16 protein-coding genes are annotated in these 18,692 nt (G+C 63.5%); 7 read left to right on the forward strand and 9 right to left on the reverse strand.

Going from position 1 to position 18,692, the window contains the following annotated elements:
* Nucleotides 1–16 precede the first annotated feature (16 nt).
* From soxA to P6U28_RS06255, 7 genes are all read right to left on the reverse strand, one after another.
* On the reverse strand, nt 17–796 hold the full coding sequence (soxA, locus tag P6U28_RS06225) for a sulfur oxidation c-type cytochrome SoxA (RefSeq protein WP_407121951.1): 780 nt from the start codon (nt 794–796) through the stop codon (nt 17–19).
* Nucleotides 793–1,110, reverse strand: a complete 318-nt coding sequence (gene soxZ / locus P6U28_RS06230; RefSeq protein ID WP_122404413.1) for a thiosulfate oxidation carrier complex protein SoxZ — start codon at nt 1,108–1,110, stop codon at nt 793–795. Before soxZ ends, soxA begins: the two co-directional genes overlap by 4 nt.
* The gene (locus tag P6U28_RS06235) at nt 1,110–1,577 is read right to left on the reverse strand and encodes a SoxY-related AACIE arm protein (RefSeq protein WP_407121952.1); all 468 of its coding nucleotides are present in this window, start codon (nt 1,575–1,577) and stop codon (nt 1,110–1,112) included. The genes soxZ and P6U28_RS06235 overlap by 1 nt, the downstream gene beginning before the upstream one ends.
* Nucleotides 1,578–1,581: 4 nt before the next feature.
* Nucleotides 1,582–1,953 carry a sulfur oxidation c-type cytochrome SoxX gene (gene soxX / locus P6U28_RS06240; RefSeq protein ID WP_244607693.1) on the reverse strand — a complete coding sequence of 124 codons (372 nt, stop codon included), beginning with the start codon at nt 1,951–1,953 and terminating at the stop codon, nt 1,582–1,584.
* Nucleotides 1,954–2,218: 265 nt separating this feature from the next.
* Entirely contained in the window at nt 2,219–3,490 is a 1,272-nt protein-coding gene (locus P6U28_RS06245; RefSeq protein ID WP_122404410.1) for an FCSD flavin-binding domain-containing protein, read from the reverse strand.
* A gap of 52 nt (nt 3,491–3,542) precedes the next feature.
* Nucleotides 3,543–5,729 carry a xanthine dehydrogenase family protein molybdopterin-binding subunit gene (locus tag P6U28_RS06250; protein ID WP_209294552.1) on the reverse strand — a complete coding sequence of 729 codons (2,187 nt, stop codon included), beginning with the start codon at nt 5,727–5,729 and terminating at the stop codon, nt 3,543–3,545.
* Between the two features lie 12 nt (nt 5,730–5,741).
* Nucleotides 5,742–6,191 carry a (2Fe-2S)-binding protein gene (locus P6U28_RS06255; RefSeq protein ID WP_162500386.1) on the reverse strand — a complete coding sequence of 150 codons (450 nt, stop codon included), beginning with the start codon at nt 6,189–6,191 and terminating at the stop codon, nt 5,742–5,744.
* 313 nt (nt 6,192–6,504) lie between these two features.
* Here P6U28_RS06255 and P6U28_RS06260 point away from each other — a divergent pair, with 313 nt between their 5' ends.
* The gene (locus P6U28_RS06260; protein ID WP_122404407.1) at nt 6,505–8,109 is read left to right on the forward strand and encodes a B12-binding domain-containing radical SAM protein; all 1,605 of its coding nucleotides are present in this window, start codon (nt 6,505–6,507) and stop codon (nt 8,107–8,109) included.
* A gap of 4 nt (nt 8,110–8,113) precedes the next feature.
* On the opposite strand, the gene P6U28_RS06265 is transcribed toward P6U28_RS06260, so the two are convergent.
* Complete coding sequence (locus P6U28_RS06265) at nt 8,114–9,502, reverse strand: MFS transporter (protein ID WP_122404406.1); 1,389 nt, start codon at nt 9,500–9,502, stop codon at nt 8,114–8,116.
* A 1,352-nt stretch (nt 9,503–10,854) separates the two neighbouring features.
* On the opposite strand from P6U28_RS06265, the gene P6U28_RS06270 reads away from it, so the two are divergent.
* The 5 genes from P6U28_RS06270 to P6U28_RS06290 all read left to right on the forward strand — a co-directional run bounded on the left by P6U28_RS06270 (nt 10,855) and on the right by P6U28_RS06290 (nt 16,875).
* Nucleotides 10,855–12,489: a calcium-binding protein gene (locus P6U28_RS06270; RefSeq protein WP_407121953.1), complete on the forward strand. Its 1,635-nt coding sequence runs from the start codon at nt 10,855–10,857 to the stop codon at nt 12,487–12,489.
* A gap of 565 nt (nt 12,490–13,054) precedes the next feature.
* Nucleotides 13,055–14,503 carry a hypothetical protein gene (locus tag P6U28_RS06275; protein ID WP_407121954.1) on the forward strand — a complete coding sequence of 483 codons (1,449 nt, stop codon included), beginning with the start codon at nt 13,055–13,057 and terminating at the stop codon, nt 14,501–14,503.
* A gap of 63 nt (nt 14,504–14,566) precedes the next feature.
* Entirely contained in the window at nt 14,567–15,610 is a 1,044-nt protein-coding gene (locus P6U28_RS06280; protein WP_122404403.1) for a TAXI family TRAP transporter solute-binding subunit, read from the forward strand.
* Complete coding sequence (locus P6U28_RS06285) at nt 15,607–16,236, forward strand: hypothetical protein (protein ID WP_244607692.1); 630 nt, start codon at nt 15,607–15,609, stop codon at nt 16,234–16,236. Before P6U28_RS06280 ends, P6U28_RS06285 begins: the two co-directional genes overlap by 4 nt.
* A 39-nt stretch (nt 16,237–16,275) precedes the next feature.
* On the forward strand, nt 16,276–16,875 hold the full coding sequence (locus P6U28_RS06290; protein WP_407121955.1) for a hypothetical protein: 600 nt from the start codon (nt 16,276–16,278) through the stop codon (nt 16,873–16,875).
* Nucleotides 16,876–16,998: 123 nt separating this feature from the next.
* Here the strand turns inward: P6U28_RS06290 and P6U28_RS06295 are convergent, their stop codons facing one another.
* Nucleotides 16,999–17,742 carry an SDR family NAD(P)-dependent oxidoreductase gene (locus P6U28_RS06295; RefSeq protein WP_122404401.1) on the reverse strand — a complete coding sequence of 248 codons (744 nt, stop codon included), beginning with the start codon at nt 17,740–17,742 and terminating at the stop codon, nt 16,999–17,001.
* A 143-nt stretch (nt 17,743–17,885) separates the two neighbouring features.
* Here P6U28_RS06295 and P6U28_RS06300 point away from each other — a divergent pair, with 143 nt between their 5' ends.
* Complete coding sequence (locus P6U28_RS06300; RefSeq protein WP_407121956.1) at nt 17,886–18,656, forward strand: methyltransferase domain-containing protein; 771 nt, start codon at nt 17,886–17,888, stop codon at nt 18,654–18,656.
* The last annotated feature ends 36 nt before the right edge of the window (nt 18,657–18,692 follow it).

Raw genomic sequence — 18,692 nt, forward strand, 5'->3', positions numbered from 1 at the left:
GCTCGGCCGTTTAGGCTCAGGGACGTACGGCCGGCGTCTCCATTGGCAGGCCATGCGCCCGCGACATCAGATAGAGTTCGAGCGCGACCAGCTCGGGCGATCCGTAGTCATAGGCTCGGGCACGGACGCCGCTCATGCAGCTGCGCAGCCGCCGCTCCAGCGAGCCCAGTGTCTGCCATTCCAACCGATAGAGCGGATAGCCGGTCGGTTGCGCTTGCGTGATCGGCGCGCCGGCGAGGCGCTTGTCGAAATTGTCGTCGTGGCAGTTGGTGCAGGCGAGGTTGAGCTGTCCCTCACGCTGCATGTACAGCGCGCGGCCCTGCTCGACAAAGGGTTTGGCTTGCGGATCGTCACCGGCCGTGATCGGGGTGCCGCGCGACTGATGGGCGATGAAGGCGGACAATGCGAGCAGATCGTGGCTCTCATAGGGCAGCGGTATCGCCTGCTGATGATTGGCGCGGCAGAGATTGATCCGCTGATCGAGCGTGACGGGGCGGCCGAGGGCCTTGTCGAAGGCGGGATAGCGCGCCGCGACGCCTTTCATGCTGCTGCGCGCATCGCCATGACAATCCGTGCAGGATTTGGCGGCGCTGCCGGTCTTCTTCGCCCACAGCGCTTCGCCGTCGAGCACGAACAGCATGCCGGGATTGCTGGTGTCGTCCTCCTGCATGGCGCGCGTGTCCGGACCCATGAAGGCATAGCCGGAACGGCGTGCATCGGGCGGGATTTCGCCCGCGAGCAGGGCAGGCGCCGCGGCAAACAATGCTGCCGCGGCTATCGCGCGCCAAGACATCATTCGACCGTGATCGATGCCGAAGCAGCGGAGGAATAGCCGTTGTCGCCGATCCACTCGAACTCGAACTTGCCGCTTTCCTTGACGACCGCGAAAAACGACAAATACGGGTTCGCGGCGATAGCCGGAAACAGATCGGCGCGAAAAATCTCAGCGCCGTTGTAACGGCAGGTGAAGCTCGTGATGATGTTGCGCGGCACCAGATTGCCGTCGGCGGTGTGGCGGAAGCCGGTCTCCATGATGTGCGAGGTCAGCGTGCGGATCTCGACGATGTCGCCGCGTTTGGCCTTCGAGGGGACGTTGATGAGGGCAGCCATCAGTTCATCTCCTCGGTGCAGGCGGCCAGTGTCACGACGACGTCGCCGGCAATTTGCCAGAACGTGTCGTCGGAGAGACGCGCGATCGCAACCACCTTCTGGGTGTCGGCGAGCCGAATCCGTGTCGAGACCTGGGCACGGCCGGAGGCAGGGCCGAAATAGAAATTGCCGATGTTCGGCTGCGGGTTCTTCTCGTTGAAGACGTGGATGCTCTTGACGTGGTCATCGGCCGTCATCGGGCTTGCGACGCTCACCGTCAGCGGCACGGTGTTGCCGTTCTCGACCAGCGGCGGAATATCCAGCTTGATCCTGCCGGTGTGAATCTGCGCTTCGCCGACCACGTTGCGGATCGCCGCGTTGAGCATCGCCGGTGTCGCCTCGAGCGGCCGCAGCGTGACGATCGGGATCGTCCCGGCGACTGTCGCGCCTCCGGCGAGGCTCAGGAATTGTCGTCGCGTGGTCGGCATGAACCTAGTCCCGAAGTGTTGCAAGAAAGGCCACGATGTCCTCGATCTCCGCAGCCGACAAGATCGGCTTGCCGGCGAAGTTACGTCCGACGCGGACGAAGCCGTCGTTGCGATAGTAGGATGGCATGATGGTGTCCGGATTGAAGCGCGAGGCATCGACCAGTCGAAGTCGCAACTGGCTCACCGACCACCGGTTCCCGGCGCCGGAGAGATCAGGCGCAAGGTCGCCCTGGAACCGCGTTTCCGGAAATGGGCCGGAATGGCAGAGGATGCAGGTCGTCGTGCGCGCGAGCACCAGCGCGCGGCCGCGCGCGGCATCGCCGGACGAGCCCGTGAGTGATGCAGGAATGCCGTCGCCGATGATTGTGTAGGGCACGAGGTCATCGGCTTTTGAAGGCGAACAGAAGGCGAGGCTTGCGACGACGAGTGCGGCATTCGCAACTCTTGGAAGAGGCGAGTGAGATCGCCGGGCACTCCTCTGACCTCTCTCGCTTGCGGAAGAGGTCGCCGCGCAGCGGCGGGTGAGGGTTCTTTCCTCTCGGGGGCTCTCGCGTGTGGAGACACCCTCTCTCCGACCCTTCCCCACAAGCGCGGGAGGGGGTGCACTTTGGCTGTGGCGGCAGGCTCGTTTCATTATGGCTCTAGCCAAACGTATTCGCCGTGATGGTTTGAAACCAGCGCTCGGCCTCAGCCGCCTCGCGGGCGCGCAGCTCGCGCGGGGCATCGACCGGGCTGGTCGCGACGCCCTCGACCTCGGCGAAGATGTCGCCTTTGGGCTGGTAATTGCCGATGAGCGAGAAGCCGTAGCCGGGTGCGACGGTGTCGTAGCAGATGCCCGTCAATCGCGGCGCCTCCGGCGTGCGGCCCGCGAGCAAAGCGACGATCGCGCCAGCGCATGCCTTCCCCTGAGCGCTCGCAGCCGATGCCGATTTGGGGATGCCGCCGCCGAGGCAGGCATCGCCAATGACGTGGATGTTCGGAACGAGTTTCGACTCGAAGGTGACGGGATCGATCGGGCACCAGCCGGTCGTGTCCGCGGTGCCTGCGATCCCGGCAATGCGCCCCGCGCGCTGCGGCGGGATGACATTGGCGACATCAGGGGTGTAGTTGCCGAACTCCGTGAGGATGGTTCTCGTCGCGGGATCGACCGAGGTGACGCGACCGCCTTGCGATAGCGCGATGCGCTCGATCATGTCGCCATAGAGCTCTTTCCACGCCTTCTCGAACAGCCGCTGCTGCGAGAAACTGTCCTTGGCATCGAGGATCAGAACCTTCGAGCGCGGCTTCTTCGTCTTCAGGTAATGCGCGATCAGGCTTGCGCGCTCGTAAGGTGCTGGCGGGCAACGGGAAGGATTGGCCGGGATTGCAACGACGACCGTGCCGCCGTCCGCCATCGCTTCCAATTGCCTGCGCAGCAAAAGCGTCTGCGCACCGGCTTTCCAGGCGTGCGGCATCGTCTCCGACGCGGCGGCGTCGTAGCCAGGCAGGGCTTCGGGATGGAAGTCGATGCCGGGCGAGAGCACGAGCCGGTCATAACCAAACGCGGTACCGCCGTCCGTCGTCACCCTACGCTTTTGCGTGTCGATGCTCGTCACAGCCTGAGCGACGATGCTGATGCCGTCGGCCGCGAGCTTGTCGTAGCCGAACTGCTGCGCCTCGATCTCGCGCAGGCCCGCGATCACCTCATTGCTGAAGGGGCAGGAGATGTAGGTCTTGTTCGGCTCGATCAGGGTGACCGGCAATTTTGCATCGGCGCGCTTGAGCGCGCGGGCGCAAGCGGCGCCGCCAAAGCCGCCGCCGATCACGACGATCTGACCCATCGATTGGGCGCGCAGGATCGAAGGTGCGGCGAGCGATGTGGCCGCGACGGCGATGCCGAGGGCGGCACTCCGCCGTGTCACCGGCGTATTCATGAGACTTGTCCGGAAAATGCAGCGGCGGCCGGCGTGGCCGCCGCAGCTCTTCTTACGCGAAGGTGATGTTCTGATCGCGCAGCGGCACCGAACGGATGCGTTTGCCGGTTGCGGCGAAGTACGCATTGAGCACCGCCGGCGCCGCGACGCCGATGGTCGGCTCACCGACACCGCCCCAGAACCCGCCGCTCGGCACCATCACCGTCTCCACTTTCGGCATCTCGCTGATACGCATCGAGTTGTAGGTGTCGAAGTTGGTCTGCTCGATCTTGCCGTCCTTGACGGTGCAGCCGCCATAGAACAGCGCGGAGAGGCCATAGACGAAGGAGCCGGCAACCTGTCGCTCCACCTGCGCCGGATTGACGACGTAGCCGGGATCAGTGGAGGCGACGATGCGATGCACCTTGATCTTGCTGCCGTCGACCACGGAGATCTCGGCGGCGCCGGCGACATAGCTGCCATAGCCCATGACCTGCGCGATGCCGCGATAGACGCCCTGCGGCGCCGGCGTGGTCCAGCCGATCTTCTCGGCAACCGCATTGAGCACAGCGAGGTGCTTGGGGTGGTTGCCCATCAGCTTGCGGCGGAATTCGAGCGGGTCCTGGCCTGCGGCCTGGGCCAGCTCGTCCATGAAGCACTCCATGTAGATCGCATTGTGATTGACGTTGACGCCGCGCCAGAAGCCCGGCGGAACGTGCGGGTTGCGCATCGCATGCTCGATCAACAGGTTCGGCACCGAATAGCCGAACGCGGCCTCGCCCGATTGGGCGACGCCCTGGAACGCTGCCGGATCCATGCCGTTCTGCAGCGCTTCGGGGCGCAGCGAGAACAGGATCGACTGCCCGGACAGGCGGTAGTGCAGCGCGATCAGATTGTTGTTGGCATCGAAGGCGCCGGTCATCTTGCACTGCGTGACCGGGTGATACTTGCCGTGCGCCATGTCCTCTTCGCGCGACCACAATAGCTTGATCGGCGTGCCCGGCATCTGCTTGGCGATCATGACGGCCTGGCGAACATAGTCGGTCTGGCCGCGCCGGCCGAAGCCGCCGCCGAGCATCACCTTGTGGACGTCGCACTGCTCGGCCGGCAGGCCGGACGCCTCCAGCACTGCCGCGAAGGCCGCCTCGCCATTCTGCGTGCCGCACCAGACCTCGCACTTGTCCGCCGTGTAGAGCGCGGTGGCGTTCATCGGCTCCATGGTGGCGTGGTTCTGGTAGGGATAGCTGTAGACGGCCTCGACCTTCTTTGCGGCCCCGGCGATCGCGGCTTTCGCGTCGCCGTTCTTGTTGCCGACATAGGCCGGCTGCGCATCGTCGAGCCCCTCGGCCAGCCACTTCGCAATCGACTCGCTGGAGACCTTGGCGTTGTCGCCCTCGTCCCAGGTGATCGGCAGTGCCTCCAGCGCGGTCTTGGCGTGCCACCAGGTGTCGGCAACGACGGCGACCGCGGTGTCGCCGACCGTGACGACCTTTTTGACGCCCTTCATGCCGGCGACCTTGGCCTCGTCATAGCTCTTCAGCTTGCCGCCGAACACCGGGCAGTCCTTGATCGCGGCGTTCAGCATGCCCGGCAGCTTGACATCGATGCCGTAGACCATGGCGCCGGTGGTCTTGTCGACGGTGTCGAGCCGCTTCACGCCCTTGCCGATCAGCTTCCAGTCCTTGGGATCCTTCAGCTTGACGTCCGCCGGCGGCGTCAGCTTCGCCGCGGCCTCGGCGACCTTGCCGTAGGTCGTGGTCCGGCCCGAGGGCGTATGGGTGATGACGCTGTTCGCGGCCGTGCATTCGGAGGCCGGCACCTTCCATGCGTCGGCGGCGGCTTGGATCAGCATCACGCGCGCGGTGGCGCCACCCTTGCGGACATAGTCCTGCGAGGAGCGGATGCCGCGGCTGCCGCCGGTGGAGAAATCGCCCCAGACGCGCTTGCGGGCCACGCTCTGGCCGGGGGTCGGATATTCGGTCGTGACCTTGGTCCAGTCGCATTCGAGCTCCTCGGCGACGAGCTGCGCAAGGCCGGTGAGCGAGCCCTGGCCCATCTCGGAGCGGGCGATGCGGATCACCACGGTGTCGTCGGGCCTGACCACCACCCAGGCGCCGATCTCGGGCGAGCCGTCGGCGGCGCGGACCACGGCAGGGCCCCCGAAGGGGATGTCGAGGCCGATTGCCAAGCCGGCGCCCAGGGTGGCGCTTCCGATCACGAAGGCGCGGCGGTTCATTTGGAGCGAGACGTGCTTGTTCATGGGGCGGCTCCTTTAAGCGCTTGCGATCGTGTGGATCGCCTCGCGCACCTGCTGGAAGGTGCCGCAGCGGCAGATATTGGTGATGGCCTCGTCGATGTCGGCGTCGGTCGGCTTCGGCTTCTCGTTCAAGAGCGCCGCCACCGCCATGATCATGCCGCTCTGGCAATAGCCGCATTGCGGCACGTCCTGAGCGATCCAGGCCTCCTGCACCTTGTGCAGCGAATCCCCGGATGCGAGCCCTTCGATGGTGGTGATCTTCTTGCCCTCGGCCTCACTGACCGAAAGGCCGCAGGAGCGCATCGCTACGCCGTCGATGTGAACCGTGCAGGCGCCGCATTGTGCAATGCCGCAACCGTATTTGGTGCCGGTCAGGCCGGCGTTCTCGCGGATCGCCCAGAGCAGCGGCGTATCCGGCTCGACGTCGAGGGTGAGGGTTTTTCCGTTGATTGTTAGGTTTGCCATCGCAGTCCCCTGATTGGCCCAATCCACCGATTGAACTCAGGGGCGCAATGTGTCCGGCAAACTGGAACTGTTCAAATCAACAGTCCGAGGGGTGGCTGGAATGCATTGCGTCGCTCTTGGGGGATGGACCGGCGCGTTGTTTTGCCTCATCCCTTGTCGAGCGATTCGGGTTGACGCCTTTTCGTGGGCGCCAATCCGCGGCTTGAAGCGACGTCCGGGGCGGATTGCCGTGCAGAGGCCACAGTTTGTCCTTTTTGCCGGGGTGCAAGATGAGGGCACTTTGGTACACTGCCCCGCCGCCAACAGGAGTTCCATGAACGTGCCGAGTCCCTGCAACGTACTGATGCTCTACCCGCTGTTCTCGGCAGAGTCCTTCTGGAGCTTTGGCGAATCCTGCAAAGTGATGGGCGTCAAGCGTCCCGCCGCCCCTTTGGGCCTGATCACCGTTGCCGCGATGTTGCCCCAGAGCTGGACGGTCCGGCTGATCGATTGCAACACGGCACCGCTCGGCGACGAGGATCTTGCCTGGGCCGACGTCGTCTTCACCGGCGGAATGTTGCCGCAGCAGGCCGACACGCTGCGCCTGATCGAGCTCTGCCGCGCGGCTGGCAAGCCGGTGGTGGTCGGCGGCCCCGATCCCACCTCGAGCCCCCACATCTATGAGCGGGCCGATTTCCAGGTGCTCGGCGAGGCCGAGAGCGTCATCGACCAATTCATCGCGGCCTGGGAAAGTGGTGCGCGGTCCGGCGTCTTCACCGCGCCGAAATTCCAGGCCGACGTCACCAAGACGCCGGTGCCGCGTTTCGACCTGCTCAATTTCGAGGACTATCTCTATCTCGGTGTCCAGTATTCGCGCGGCTGTCCCTTCACCTGCGAATTCTGCGACATCATCGAGCTCTATGGGCGCGTGCCGCGGACCAAGACGATCGAGCAGATGTTCGTCGAGCTCGAGACGCTCTACGAGATGGGCTACCGCGGCCATCTCGATTTCGTCGATGACAATTTCATCGGCAACAAGAAGTCGCTGCGGCAATTCCTGCCAAGGCTCGCCGAATGGCAGCGTGCGCACGGCTACCCCTTCGAATTCTCCACGGAAGCCTCGGTCAACCTCGCCGACGATCCGGAACTCTTGGAGCTGATGGGCGCGGCGAATTTCTTCGGCATCTTCGTCGGCATCGAAAGTCCGGACCCGGCGACGCTTGTCGCGATGCGGAAGAAGCAGAATACGCGGCGCAACATCGCCGAGAGCATCCACAAGATCTACGCCGCCGGCATGCTGGTCACCGCGGGCTTCATCGTCGGCTTCGACAACGAGAGTGTCTCGATGGCGGAGTCCATGATCGAGTTCATCGAGGAGGCGGCGATTCCCGTCGCCATGGTCGGCCTGCTCTATGCCTTGCCGAACACGCAGCTCACGCGCCGGCTCGAGCGCGAAGGCCGGCTGCATCAGGGCCACGACGTGGCGCCGACCATCGGCGCCGATCAGTGCACGGCCGGCATCAACTTCGATCCGGTCCGCCCGCTGCGCGACATCCTGTTGGACTACAAGCGGGTGCTGGAACACATCTACAGCCCGGCGGCCTATGCAGCACGCGTCGATCGTTTGATGACACTGCTCGACCGTTCCCGGCAGCGCGCCGAGCTCGCCGAAGGAGACATCCGCGCCAGGCTCGGGGCGATGGAGACGGTGCACAAGGTGGTCACCGCCCTTCCCGAGGCGCGGGGGCCGCTCTGGCAGACCTTCATGAACTGCGCCAAGCGCGACACGTCATCGGCGCGCATCGCCGTGCAGATGATCGCGGCCTATGCGCATCTCGGACCGTTCTCGCGCAAGGTCATCGCGGCCATCGACGCGCGCTTGGCTGCGCTGGATAACGAGACCGTCACTCCGGCGGCTGTCGGCGTGACGGCGGCCTGACGGCTTACTTCACCGCAAGCCGCAAGAAGCTCATCACGCTGCCGAGCGCCGCAAAGCCGGCGCCGAGCGCCAGCGCCAGTGTCGCACCGTCGTGTCCGGCGAGCGCGAAGCACAAGGCGGCGAGCGCGGCCCCGGTGGTTTGTCCCGTCAGGCGCGCGGTCGCGACGATGCCGGAGGCGCTGCCGCTGCGATGCGGCGGCGCGCTCGACATCACCGCCTTCATGTTCGGCGCCTGGAAGAAGCCGAACCCCATGCCGCAGATCACCATCCGCCAGATGATGTCGGCGATGGCGGGGTTGGCCGGAAGCGTCGCGAGCAGCGCCATGCCGAGGCCGAGCAGCACCAGCCCAATGCCGCCGAGCAGGCCGACCGCATGACGGTCCGACAGGCGGCCTGCGATCGGCGCCATGATGCCGACCACCAGCGGCCATGGCGTCATGAAGAATCCGGTCTCGACCTGCGAGCGGCCGAGCACGTCCTCGAAATAGAACGGCAGCGAGACGAAAGCGAGGCCCTGGACCGCGAAGGAGCACACCGCGGTCGCCGCCGACAGCGCGAACATCGGACGGCTGAACAGGTCGATCGGCAGCATCGGCGCGGGATGCTCGGCATGGCGCCGCGTCAGGATGAAGCCGAGCGCGAGGGCCGTGACCAGCTCAACGCCCACGACGATCGGCGACAGGTTATGCGCTGCGCTGCCAATGCCGGTGATGAACAGGCCGAGGCAGGCGGCGGCGAGGATCGCGCCGAGAAAGTCGAAGCCGTGATCGGCGCGCGGCGTCTTCGGCAGCATCGCAAAGCCGATGCCGATGGCGATGAGGCCGAACGGGATGTTGACGGCGAACAGCCAGGGCCACGGGCCGAGCGCCAGGATCGCGGAGGCGATCGAGGGCCCGAAGGTAAAGGCGGTCGCGACCACCAGCGCGTTGTGGCCGAAGCCGCGGCCGAGCATCCGCCCCGGATAGACGAAGCGCACCAGCGCGGTGTTGACGCTCATGATGCCGCTCGCGCCCAATCCTTGCAGCGTGCGCGCGACCAGGAGGCTCTCCAGCGACCATGCCACCGCACAGAGCAGCGAGGCGATGGTGAACAGGATAAGGCCGCCGAGATAGATGCGCTGATGCCCGACGATCTCGCCGAGCGCTCCGAGCGGCAGCAGCGTCGCCACCAGTGCGATCTGGTAGACGTTGACCACCCAGACCGACTGCTCCGGGCTGACATGCAGATCGGCGGCGATGGCGGGCAGGGCGATGTTGGCGATCGCGGTATCGAGCGAAGCCATCGCCAGCGCGGTGAAGATCGCGGCAATCGCCCAGCGCCGTTGCGCGGCCGGAACGCCGTCGGCGATCGGCGGAGCGGGTTCGCGCGCGGCGGCAGGTAACGTGATTGTCATTGCGTTGGCGCGTTGCTCCGGCGGCAGGCTATGCCTGTACTACGGCTCGGCGGCCGGCCACAGGCTTATGCGTGCATGCTGTGTATGCGCCGATGCCGCACGCGCCGCGGAAAGGGCAGGGCGAGCGCGCCGCTTCGCCTGCTTTCGGTGCTGGTCACGACGTTCAAAGCAAAAAGTCGAAAAACAACCCCATGCACAGTAGAAGAGCCCTTGATCTATAAGGGAATTTTCCAACTGCCTTGCGATGACATTCGCGGCCGCGATCAAGTTGACGCGTCGGGCAAAACACAGGCAGGATGAAATCGTGGCAGGACGCTCGGAAGGACCAGCATGCGCGCGTCGACGCTGTATAGTCGTCGCGGCGACGTCCAGAGCCGTCGCCCCTAACGCATGTCCGTCACGGTCGGATCGACCACCGATGGCGGGCTTGCGGCTGTCGACTCGCCGCTACTGCCAAAATCGGCGCCGCATCGGCCAGATACCAGTGACTTTTGAACGTCTGCGGCTTCGTCTTTCCTCGGCCTTTTCCAGTCGGGTACGCAGGTTCTGAAGCTCTGCCAATTGAGAGCTGAGTGACGAGACACGCTGACGCAGAACCACCATACGGTCGCACACCTGGCCACGAGTACTCATGACGCGCCCCTAAACTGTGACTATTAAACAATGATCGACGTCGGGCGAAAACAAAATGGGCTCAACCTACAGGTTTAGTTAAATGACGGTTAGCACAGGTTCATTGAAAAAATATGAAATAGCCGACACGCACGGCAGGAGACGTGGCCCGACCGCGGTCCGGGGACACGGCAAGGATCAAACCGCCGCTGGATCGTGATTTCGAGCGAGAGCCCAAGTCGCTTCCGAATTCGTCTGCGGGAAACCGCCGCTAGAGTAGAAGCCCCAGCGCCAACCAGGTTGCAACAGACAAGCAGACGCCAATTCCTAAGTACGGCAATGCAATGCGCATCGGTCACTCCTCGGCTCCGAGACGCGACGAGAACACGGTCAGATACGCATATTCGCGGCGCCGAGCCTATATTCCATGCGATGTACGGGCTTTGTCATTTAACCGCAGGAACGCAGCGTGCTTGGCTGAAATCCGGTGTGATCAGGCGGGACTGCTTACCGAGTGCGGGTGAATTGCGATGTAGCATCATCGAGGCTTTAGCGGGGGTGGGCGGGTGAGCTGGACCGTCGGCTGAACCACCGCTGTTCCCCGCTCTTATTTTGACGCCCGCCCTGATTTAAAAGACTAATTCAATTTTATTAAAAATTGTGATTTAATTTAGAAAACGATACGTTGTAAACGTTAGCGCCACATCCTGCACGAACCCGCAATTGCGAGGGAGGGGCACGTGGCTATTCTATTTGGCGATACGAATGGATCACTCACGGGCCGACAGCACGGCGGAGCCCAGACACTGGTCGGTTCCGATCCGACCAACATGCTGTTCGGAGATGCCGGCGTGGACTTGCGCGACCGCGCGGTCGGCGGCAACGACACCTTGCTGACTTCCGGATCCGGAAGCCTGTTTGGTGATGCGGGCGGAAACATTTCTGATTGCGCGCTGGGCGGCAACGACACGTTGTCCGCCGATGTGCCGGCGTCTGCCATCGTCCCCGGCGAGACTTTCATTCTGAGCATGTACGGTGATGCCGGAGGCAGCATCTCGGATCGGGCCCTTGGTGGCAACGACAGCCTCAATGTCGAACTGCCGCTGGCCTTCACGCCCGGTGTGAGAGCGAATGCCTATGGCGACGCAGGCGAAACATTGGCCGGTCAAGCCCGTGGAGGTGATGATCATTTCGGCGTTTCCGGTGGCGGGCACCAAACCGTCGCCGTGTATGGAGATGCCGGCGGCAATCTGATCAATCGCGCAGTCGGCGGTAACGACACCTTCGTTGGTCACACCGGACCGGATAGCACTTTTGAGTTCTATGGCGACGCCGGTGGAAGCCTGTTCGGGTATGCCCGCGGCGGAAGCGACAGCTTCACCGCGAGCGGATCCGAGTACAACAATCATCTCTATGGTGATGCCGGAGGCGACATGGCCGGCCATGCAGCCGGTGGTAATGATAGTTTTGCTGTGAGCGGGATCAACCCGTTCAACTTCGTCTTTGGCGACGGCGGTGGAAACATGTCCGCTTCCGCCGCCGGCGGAAACGACACGTTCAACGACTCGAGCGATGCGACACTCGCCGATCGCAACGTCTTTGCCGGCGATGCGGGCGGGAACATGTCCGGTCTGGCCCGCGGAGGGGACGACACCTTCAACAAGACCGGTCTTGGCGGGAGCACGTTCTATGGCGATGCCGCGGGTGACATGTCCGATGGCGCCCACGGCGGCAATGACACCTTCCAGGCTTCGGGCACGCAAGACCAAAATGTCTTCTACGGCGATGCCGGCGGCAACATGGGGGATCAGGCCGTCGGCGGCGACGACACCTATATCGGCGGCAACGTCTTTTCCCAGCTCGCCAATCAGGCGTACGGGGATGCGTCGACCATGTCGGGCCACGCGCATGGCGGGAACGACACGCTGGTCGGCGGCGATGATCCCAATCCGCATCCGGCGGGCAGCTACGAGACCACTCTCGTCGGCGATGCCAAATCGATGTCCGACTACGCAAGCGGCGGCAATGACAAGCTGGTAAGCGGCACTGGAAATGACGACATCTGGGGCGATGCGCAGGTGATGCTCGGCTTCGCCAATGGTGGGAACGATACGTTCGTGTTCAATTTCGACAGCGGCCACGACAGGATCGAGGATTTCGGGCAGGCGCTGTCGAACTTGGGATCCGATCACATCGATGTCTCTGCGCTCGGCATCGCGGATTTCAGTGATCTCAGCATCTCAAAGTTCGATCCCGCAACGCATGAGAGTACGATCACGTTCAGCCCGGGCAACGACGTGGTCGTGCATAGCGAGGAAGCGCTCAGGCCCGAGGACTTCATCTTCGCGCCCCATCAGGACCTGCTAATGGCCTGAGCCAAGTGTCTCGTTGCTTAGCTGTCGGTCGAGGACGGAGGCAGCATTCATGCCGCCACGAGGCGGAGTGCATTCCACGGTCTTGTCAGTGGTTCGCGAGCGAGGTTCGAGTGGCAGCTCTCCCATAAAGCTCCCATAAAGAGAGGCTTGCTTTGTTCGCCAGAGAGTGCGTGAGCGGGCCGGGGCCAGCCCGCGCCGGCGACGATTTAATTTGACTTTTGCGCATGAGCAAAATTATATGGATTTAAGTTAATTTATCTATTTAATTTGAGCGCCTTGCCGCGGCGCAGCATCACTATCTACGCGTGTTCTGATGGGTACCGAAACCATGCGCACAGGCCAAGTGATCGCTCCATTGGAGTTGCACTTGAGAGAGGCGTGATCCATGCGCCGATCAATCGATACTGCACCGAGGGGGCGAGAGAACACTCGGATAGAAGACGCGGCGGGGGCTGTTGAGGTCGGTCACCGGTTGCCCGAGACGGGTAGATGGGTCGCGAAGGACGGCTCGCCGATCTGCTTGTCACCGACTCATTGGTGTCCCGAGACCGAGGATGTCGATCCCGTGGAGGCAAAATCGGGCAGTTCGCTCGTTGCGGCTGTCGTTCTGGTCCCCCTCATCTTCGTTGGGGCGGCCCTGCTCGGTGCGTTCGACCCGTTCAAGGCACAGACGATTCCGGAAATGACGCGCATCGACCGCGAGAGCGCCGCCGACCTCGACCGGCGGCCTGAAATCGCGAGCGGATCGCTAGCACTCCTTCAAGGCGAAGCGACGGGGGCCCTGATGCAGGCGATGCCGGCAAGCACGGTGGGACCTCGACAAGGGCTCGACGCAGACGCTCCGCGCAACGACGCACTCTCCGGTGAGCTGGCCGGCGCGCGCAAGGAGCTTGATGAGGCGATCCAGCACACGCACACAGCGGAAATGGCTGCGGAGGAGCTGCGGCAGTCTCTTCAACAGGAGCAAGCCCGCAGCGCCGCGGTCGCGAACGAACTTGCCGGAACCCGCCGCGAAATCGAAACCCGAATCGCACAGGCGCGCAACGCGGACGAGGTGGCCGCGCAGCAGAGAGATGCGGCGGCGCGGGAGATCGCCGAACTGCGGTGGTCCCTGCAGCAGGAGCAGGAAAAGAGCGCCGTCCTGGCGAAGCAGGTGAGCGCCGCGCAGGCAGCAACGGCAAGCGCTGAGCAAGAGCGCTACGAGGCGCAGTCGCGCGCCGCGGCACTCGCGAGCGAACTTGCCGGCATACCTCGCGGATCGCTTGCGGCCGACGGTGCGGCGGCGGAGCAAAGCGAAGCGGCCGGACGGGAGATCGCGGAACTGCGGCAGTCGCTGCAGCAGGAGCGCGAAAGGAACGCAGCCCTCGTGCAGCAGGCGGACGCCGCGCGTTCGACGGCGATGAACGCCGAGCAACAACGTCGTTCCCTCGAAGAGGCCAAGGCTGCCGCGCTGGAGGGCAAACTTGCGGAAGCGCGCCGGGACATCGAAATCCTGAACGGGCAATTGCGCGAGGCGAACGATGCGGTCTCGCAGCAGAGACAGGCCGCGAACCGAGAGATTGCCGAACTGCGGCAGTCGCTGCAACAGGAGCGGAGCAGGACCGAAGCCAGGCAGAGAGACCGCGCCTCGATATCGCGCCGCATCGATGAGCGCGCCCCGATAGAGCAAAGAAACGAAGGCACAATCGCGTCGACGGCGCAGAACGTGATCGCAGCGGAGCCGCCGATGAGTCCAGGGCAAGACGAGGTGGAGGCCCGATTGATCCCGCGTGCCAGAGCGTTGCTCGATCAGGGCAACATTGGCGCAGCGCGGATTGTACTCGAGCTCGCTGCCGAGAAGAACATTGCGCAGGCAATCTTCATGCTGGCGGAGACATATGATCCGGCGGTTCTGTCCGCCTGGGGTGCCTATGGAACGCGCGGCGAGGCGGCTAAGGCGCGAGAGCTCTACGCGAAGGCACAGAGGAGCGGTATTCGCGGAGCCAAGGAACGACTGGACGCATTGCATCACTGAAAGTGGGCTTTTGCGTTTCGACTGGAACGAGTGGTTGCGGTGGGTCATCCGGAAAGAAACAACATGAACAAGGTGCCAAAGTCGCTCTCGTCGCTCCTGCTGGCCGCGCTGGTGCCGATTGCCATGCTGCTTCAACCGGCTTGCCTGGAAGCACAAACCGCAAGAACCGCCAAGACGGATGCACAAATAGTCCGACGGCCGCTCTCTCAGGAGAGCGAAAAGCAGCGGATGAACGCCTGGACAGTCGGGCTCGCCGGCGGGCTGCTCGAGGGCGCGCCGATCCGCCTTGCGGCGGAAATGGCCCGTGTCGTCGATGACGGAGCAGAGCTGCATCTCCTGCCGATCGTCACCCGAGGCGCCACCGACAATCTGAATGCGCTGCTCTATTTGCGTGGTGTCGATACAGCCATCATCAATTCCGACGCGCTGGACGAGTACAAGCTTCAGGTTCCGCAGATCCAAAGCCGCATCACCTACTTGCTCAATCTGTTCCCGTCCGAGTTGCACATTTTCGTGCGACCGGAAATCACGAGCCTGCAAGATCTTGCCGGCAAGAAGGTGAACTTCAACACGCTGGGCACCGCAGCCGCCTATTCTGGACCGCTGATCTTCAGCCGTCTCGGCATCGACGTCGACAAGACGTTCATTCCGCATCAGGTGGCCTTGGAACAGATGCGCAAAGGCGAGATGTCGGCCGTCGTGTTCATCACATCGAAACCCGTCGATGCCTTCGTACGGGGCCGCTGGGAGGCTGGATTCAAGTTCCTCCCGGTCCACTACGACAGGCAGTTCGAGGACTATTATCTGCCGGCGACCTTGGACGCCAACGAGTATCCCAATCTGATCAAGCCAGGTGAGCGGGTCTCGACCATCGCGGTGCCGACGGCGCTGGTTGCGTTCAACTGGCCGCCGCGCTCAAATCACTATCAACGCGTGGCGCGCCTCGTCGAGTACCTGTTCTCGCGAATTGACCGCCTGCAGGGACCCGGTTTCGATCCGAAATGGCAGTCGATCAATCTCGCGGCATCCGTCCCCGGGCTCACCCGCTTCCAAGCCGCGCAGGAATGGCTGGATCGCAAGGCGCGCAGCGTACAGGCGAGGCCATGAAGAGTGCCGCTCCTCCGCTAGCCGTCGCCTTGAACGTAGCCTGCGGAATCGCTTATGCGCAAAACACGAGCGATCCCATGGAAACACTTCGGGCTTGTTCGGCGACGGAGGGGCAAGCCCGGCAGGAATGTCCGCAAGATCTGTCAGGCAAGCTTCCGCCGCCCGGGCGGCGGGCGTCAGACGGTGGCTGGCTGATCAGCGAGACCACCTCGCCAGTCGATTATTCACCGGTCGTCACCGCCACCACCTCGTCCGTCGGCAGCTCGGATGGTGGCACGATGCAACTCGCGATCCACTGCCGCCGAGGGCGCACGGAAGTCACGGTCGCCGGACCGGCGCTGTCACGGAGCGCCAACGAATACGTCATCTCCTTTCGGCTGAATGCGGACACGCCAATGCAATTGACGGCAGCGTCGCCGTCATTCGGCTCCGGCGTCGCTTTCGGCGGCGACGTCGTAAAGTTGCTGAGCTCGCTACCCGAGGATGGTCACATCGTTGTGCGCCTTTTCACCCGCACTGGTCCGGCGCAAGACGGACAATTCCTGCTCAGCGGATTCGAAAACGTGCGCAAGAAAATGGCGGTTGCATGCAAATGGCCACATAGCGTCGCCAGACCAGCAAGGTGATGGTCAGGGAAGGGGAGACACGAGATGAACAATCCAAAGTTGGCGGCGGCAGTCATCAGCGGCCTGGCGATGCTGCTTCTGGTCGAACCGAGCGCGCAGGCGCAGCAGGACAACCGGTTGATCCCGCAGTCGAGCGCGACGAGCCAAGCGAGCCGTCCGAAGCATTCGGTCCAGAAGCAGGCGAGCAAGCCGGGGCAGACTCACACGAGCAAGCAAATCACCGCGACAAGGGCGGCGCTGGCTCAGGCGACAAAACCCGAGATCGACAAAAAGCCGCATCAGCTCATATTGCAGGTCAATTCCAACGACCCTGCGATGATGAACCTGGTCCTCAACAACGCGACCAACGTCGCCGAATACTACCACGACCTCGGTGAGGCAGTGTCGATCGAGGTCGTCACCTTTGGTCCTGGCCTTCACATGCTGCGCGATGACACTTCGCCGGTAAAGCCGCGCATTGAAGTGCTCGCGATGAGCCATCCCGAAATCTCTTTCAAAGCCTGCGGCAATACCCGGGAAAACATGCGTAAGGCGGAGAACAAGGACATAAGCCTGATTCCACAGGCGACCGTCGTCAAATCTGGCGTCGTTCGCGTCATGGAGCTGCAGGAGCAGGGCTGGAGCTACGTCAAACCGTGAGGTCAGGCGGTAATGCGGCCGTCGGGAGTGCAGCTGGCACAACATGCCGTCCCGACCCGAGTGGCCGCTGACGGTCAGACCGACTGTCGGCGGCGTGCCAGACGGTGGCCAAGAGGCCCCGCCCTAGAACTGATACCTCCGCAAGCCCCCATCCACCGGGATCACCGCGCCCGTGATGTAGCGCGCCACAGGCGAGGCCAGAAACACCGCGAGTGCCGCCAGATCCTCCGGCTCGCCCCAATAGCCGACCGGGATTTCTTCTTCGGCAAAGCGCTCGCGATAATCCGGCGGATAGTTGCGGCGGATCTGTTCGCTCATGATGCGGCCGGGCGGGATGCAGTTGATGGTGATGCCGTGGGCGCCGATCTCGCGTGATAGGCCCTTGGCCCAGGCATGCACGGCGGCCTTGGCGGCGAAGGCGGCATTGAGGCCTTCCGGCTCGGACTTGCCGGTGATGTTGATGATGCGGCCCCATTTGCGTTCGATCATCTGCCGCAGCAACGCATGGGCGATGCGGCGGTAGCTGGTGAAGTTGAGCGCGATCGCCTCGTCCCATTTGCCGTCGGGCGCGTCGACGGGGAGGGGACGGCTGCCGCCGGCATTGTTGACGAGGATGTCGACGTGGCCGAACTCCTTCAGCGCGAAGGCCGCGATGTTCTCGGCGGCGCCCTTGGCCATCACGTCCTGCTCGAACGGCGTGATCAATCCGCCTCCGACTTCTTTCACTAGCTCGGCAAGCAGATCGGTGCGGCGCGCCACGCCGACGACACGCACGCCTTCGGCCGCCAGGCCCTTGGCAATGGCGCGGCCGATGCCGATGCTCGCACCCGTGACGACAGCGGTTTTCGATTTGAGCCCGAGGTCCATGGTCACACGCTCTCTTGGTTGTTGCTTTACTTTTTTGCTGTTCGTTTCCTGCCCTGTCCCGGAGGCTTGCGAATTGCCCGACCGGGACGAGCAGTGGTAACCAAGAGCTCTGGCGAAGGAAACCCGAAAAAGAAGAGGCGAAGATGGTCTGGGATCCGCAGCAATATCTGAAGTTCTCCGGCCATCGGCTCCGGCCCGCCGTCGATCTGTTGATGCGGATTCCGGATTTTGCCCCGCGCGCCATCGCCGATCTCGGCGCCGGCGCAGGCAACGTCACCAAATTGATCAGGGAGCGCTGGCCGGATGCACGTGTGACTGGCGTCGAGGGCTCGGCTGAGATGGTTGCCGCGGGACGGAAGGCCGCGCCTGATGTGGAGTGGTCGCATGAGGATCTCGGCCATTGGCGCCCCACACAGCACTACGACTTGATCTATTCCAATGCCGCACTGCACTGGCTGCCCGATCATGCGGCACTGTTTCCGTCGCTGATGGAGAAGGTGACGCGTGGCGGCATGCTCGCGGTGCAGATGCCGCGCAATTTTCTCGCGCCTTCGCATGTGCTGATCGGCGAGACCGCGCTAGACGGTCCGTGGCGATCCAACGTGGAGCATCTCGTCACCCCGCCGCCGGTGGAAGGGCCGGCCTTCTATCATGATCTTCTCGCGCCGATGTCGGCCAACATCGACATCTGGGAGACCGAATATCTGCAGGTGCTCGAAGGCGAGAACCCCGTGAAGGAATGGACCAAGGGGACCTGGCTGACGCGCTATCTCGATGTCTTGCAAGGCGATGAGAAAGCGGCGTTCGAAGCCGCCTATGGGATGCGCGTCGCAAAGGCCTATCCGAAGAATGCGGCGGGGCAGACGCTGTTCCCGTTCCGGCGCCTCTTCATGGTCGCCCAGCGCAAAGGCTGATTGCACTGCCGCAATGCGGCATAAGCGCTCGCTCCC

The sequence above is a fragment of the Bradyrhizobium sp. STM 3561 genome (assembly GCF_045571455.1).
In the GTDB taxonomy this organism is placed as follows: domain Bacteria; phylum Pseudomonadota; class Alphaproteobacteria; order Rhizobiales; family Xanthobacteraceae; genus Bradyrhizobium; species Bradyrhizobium vignae.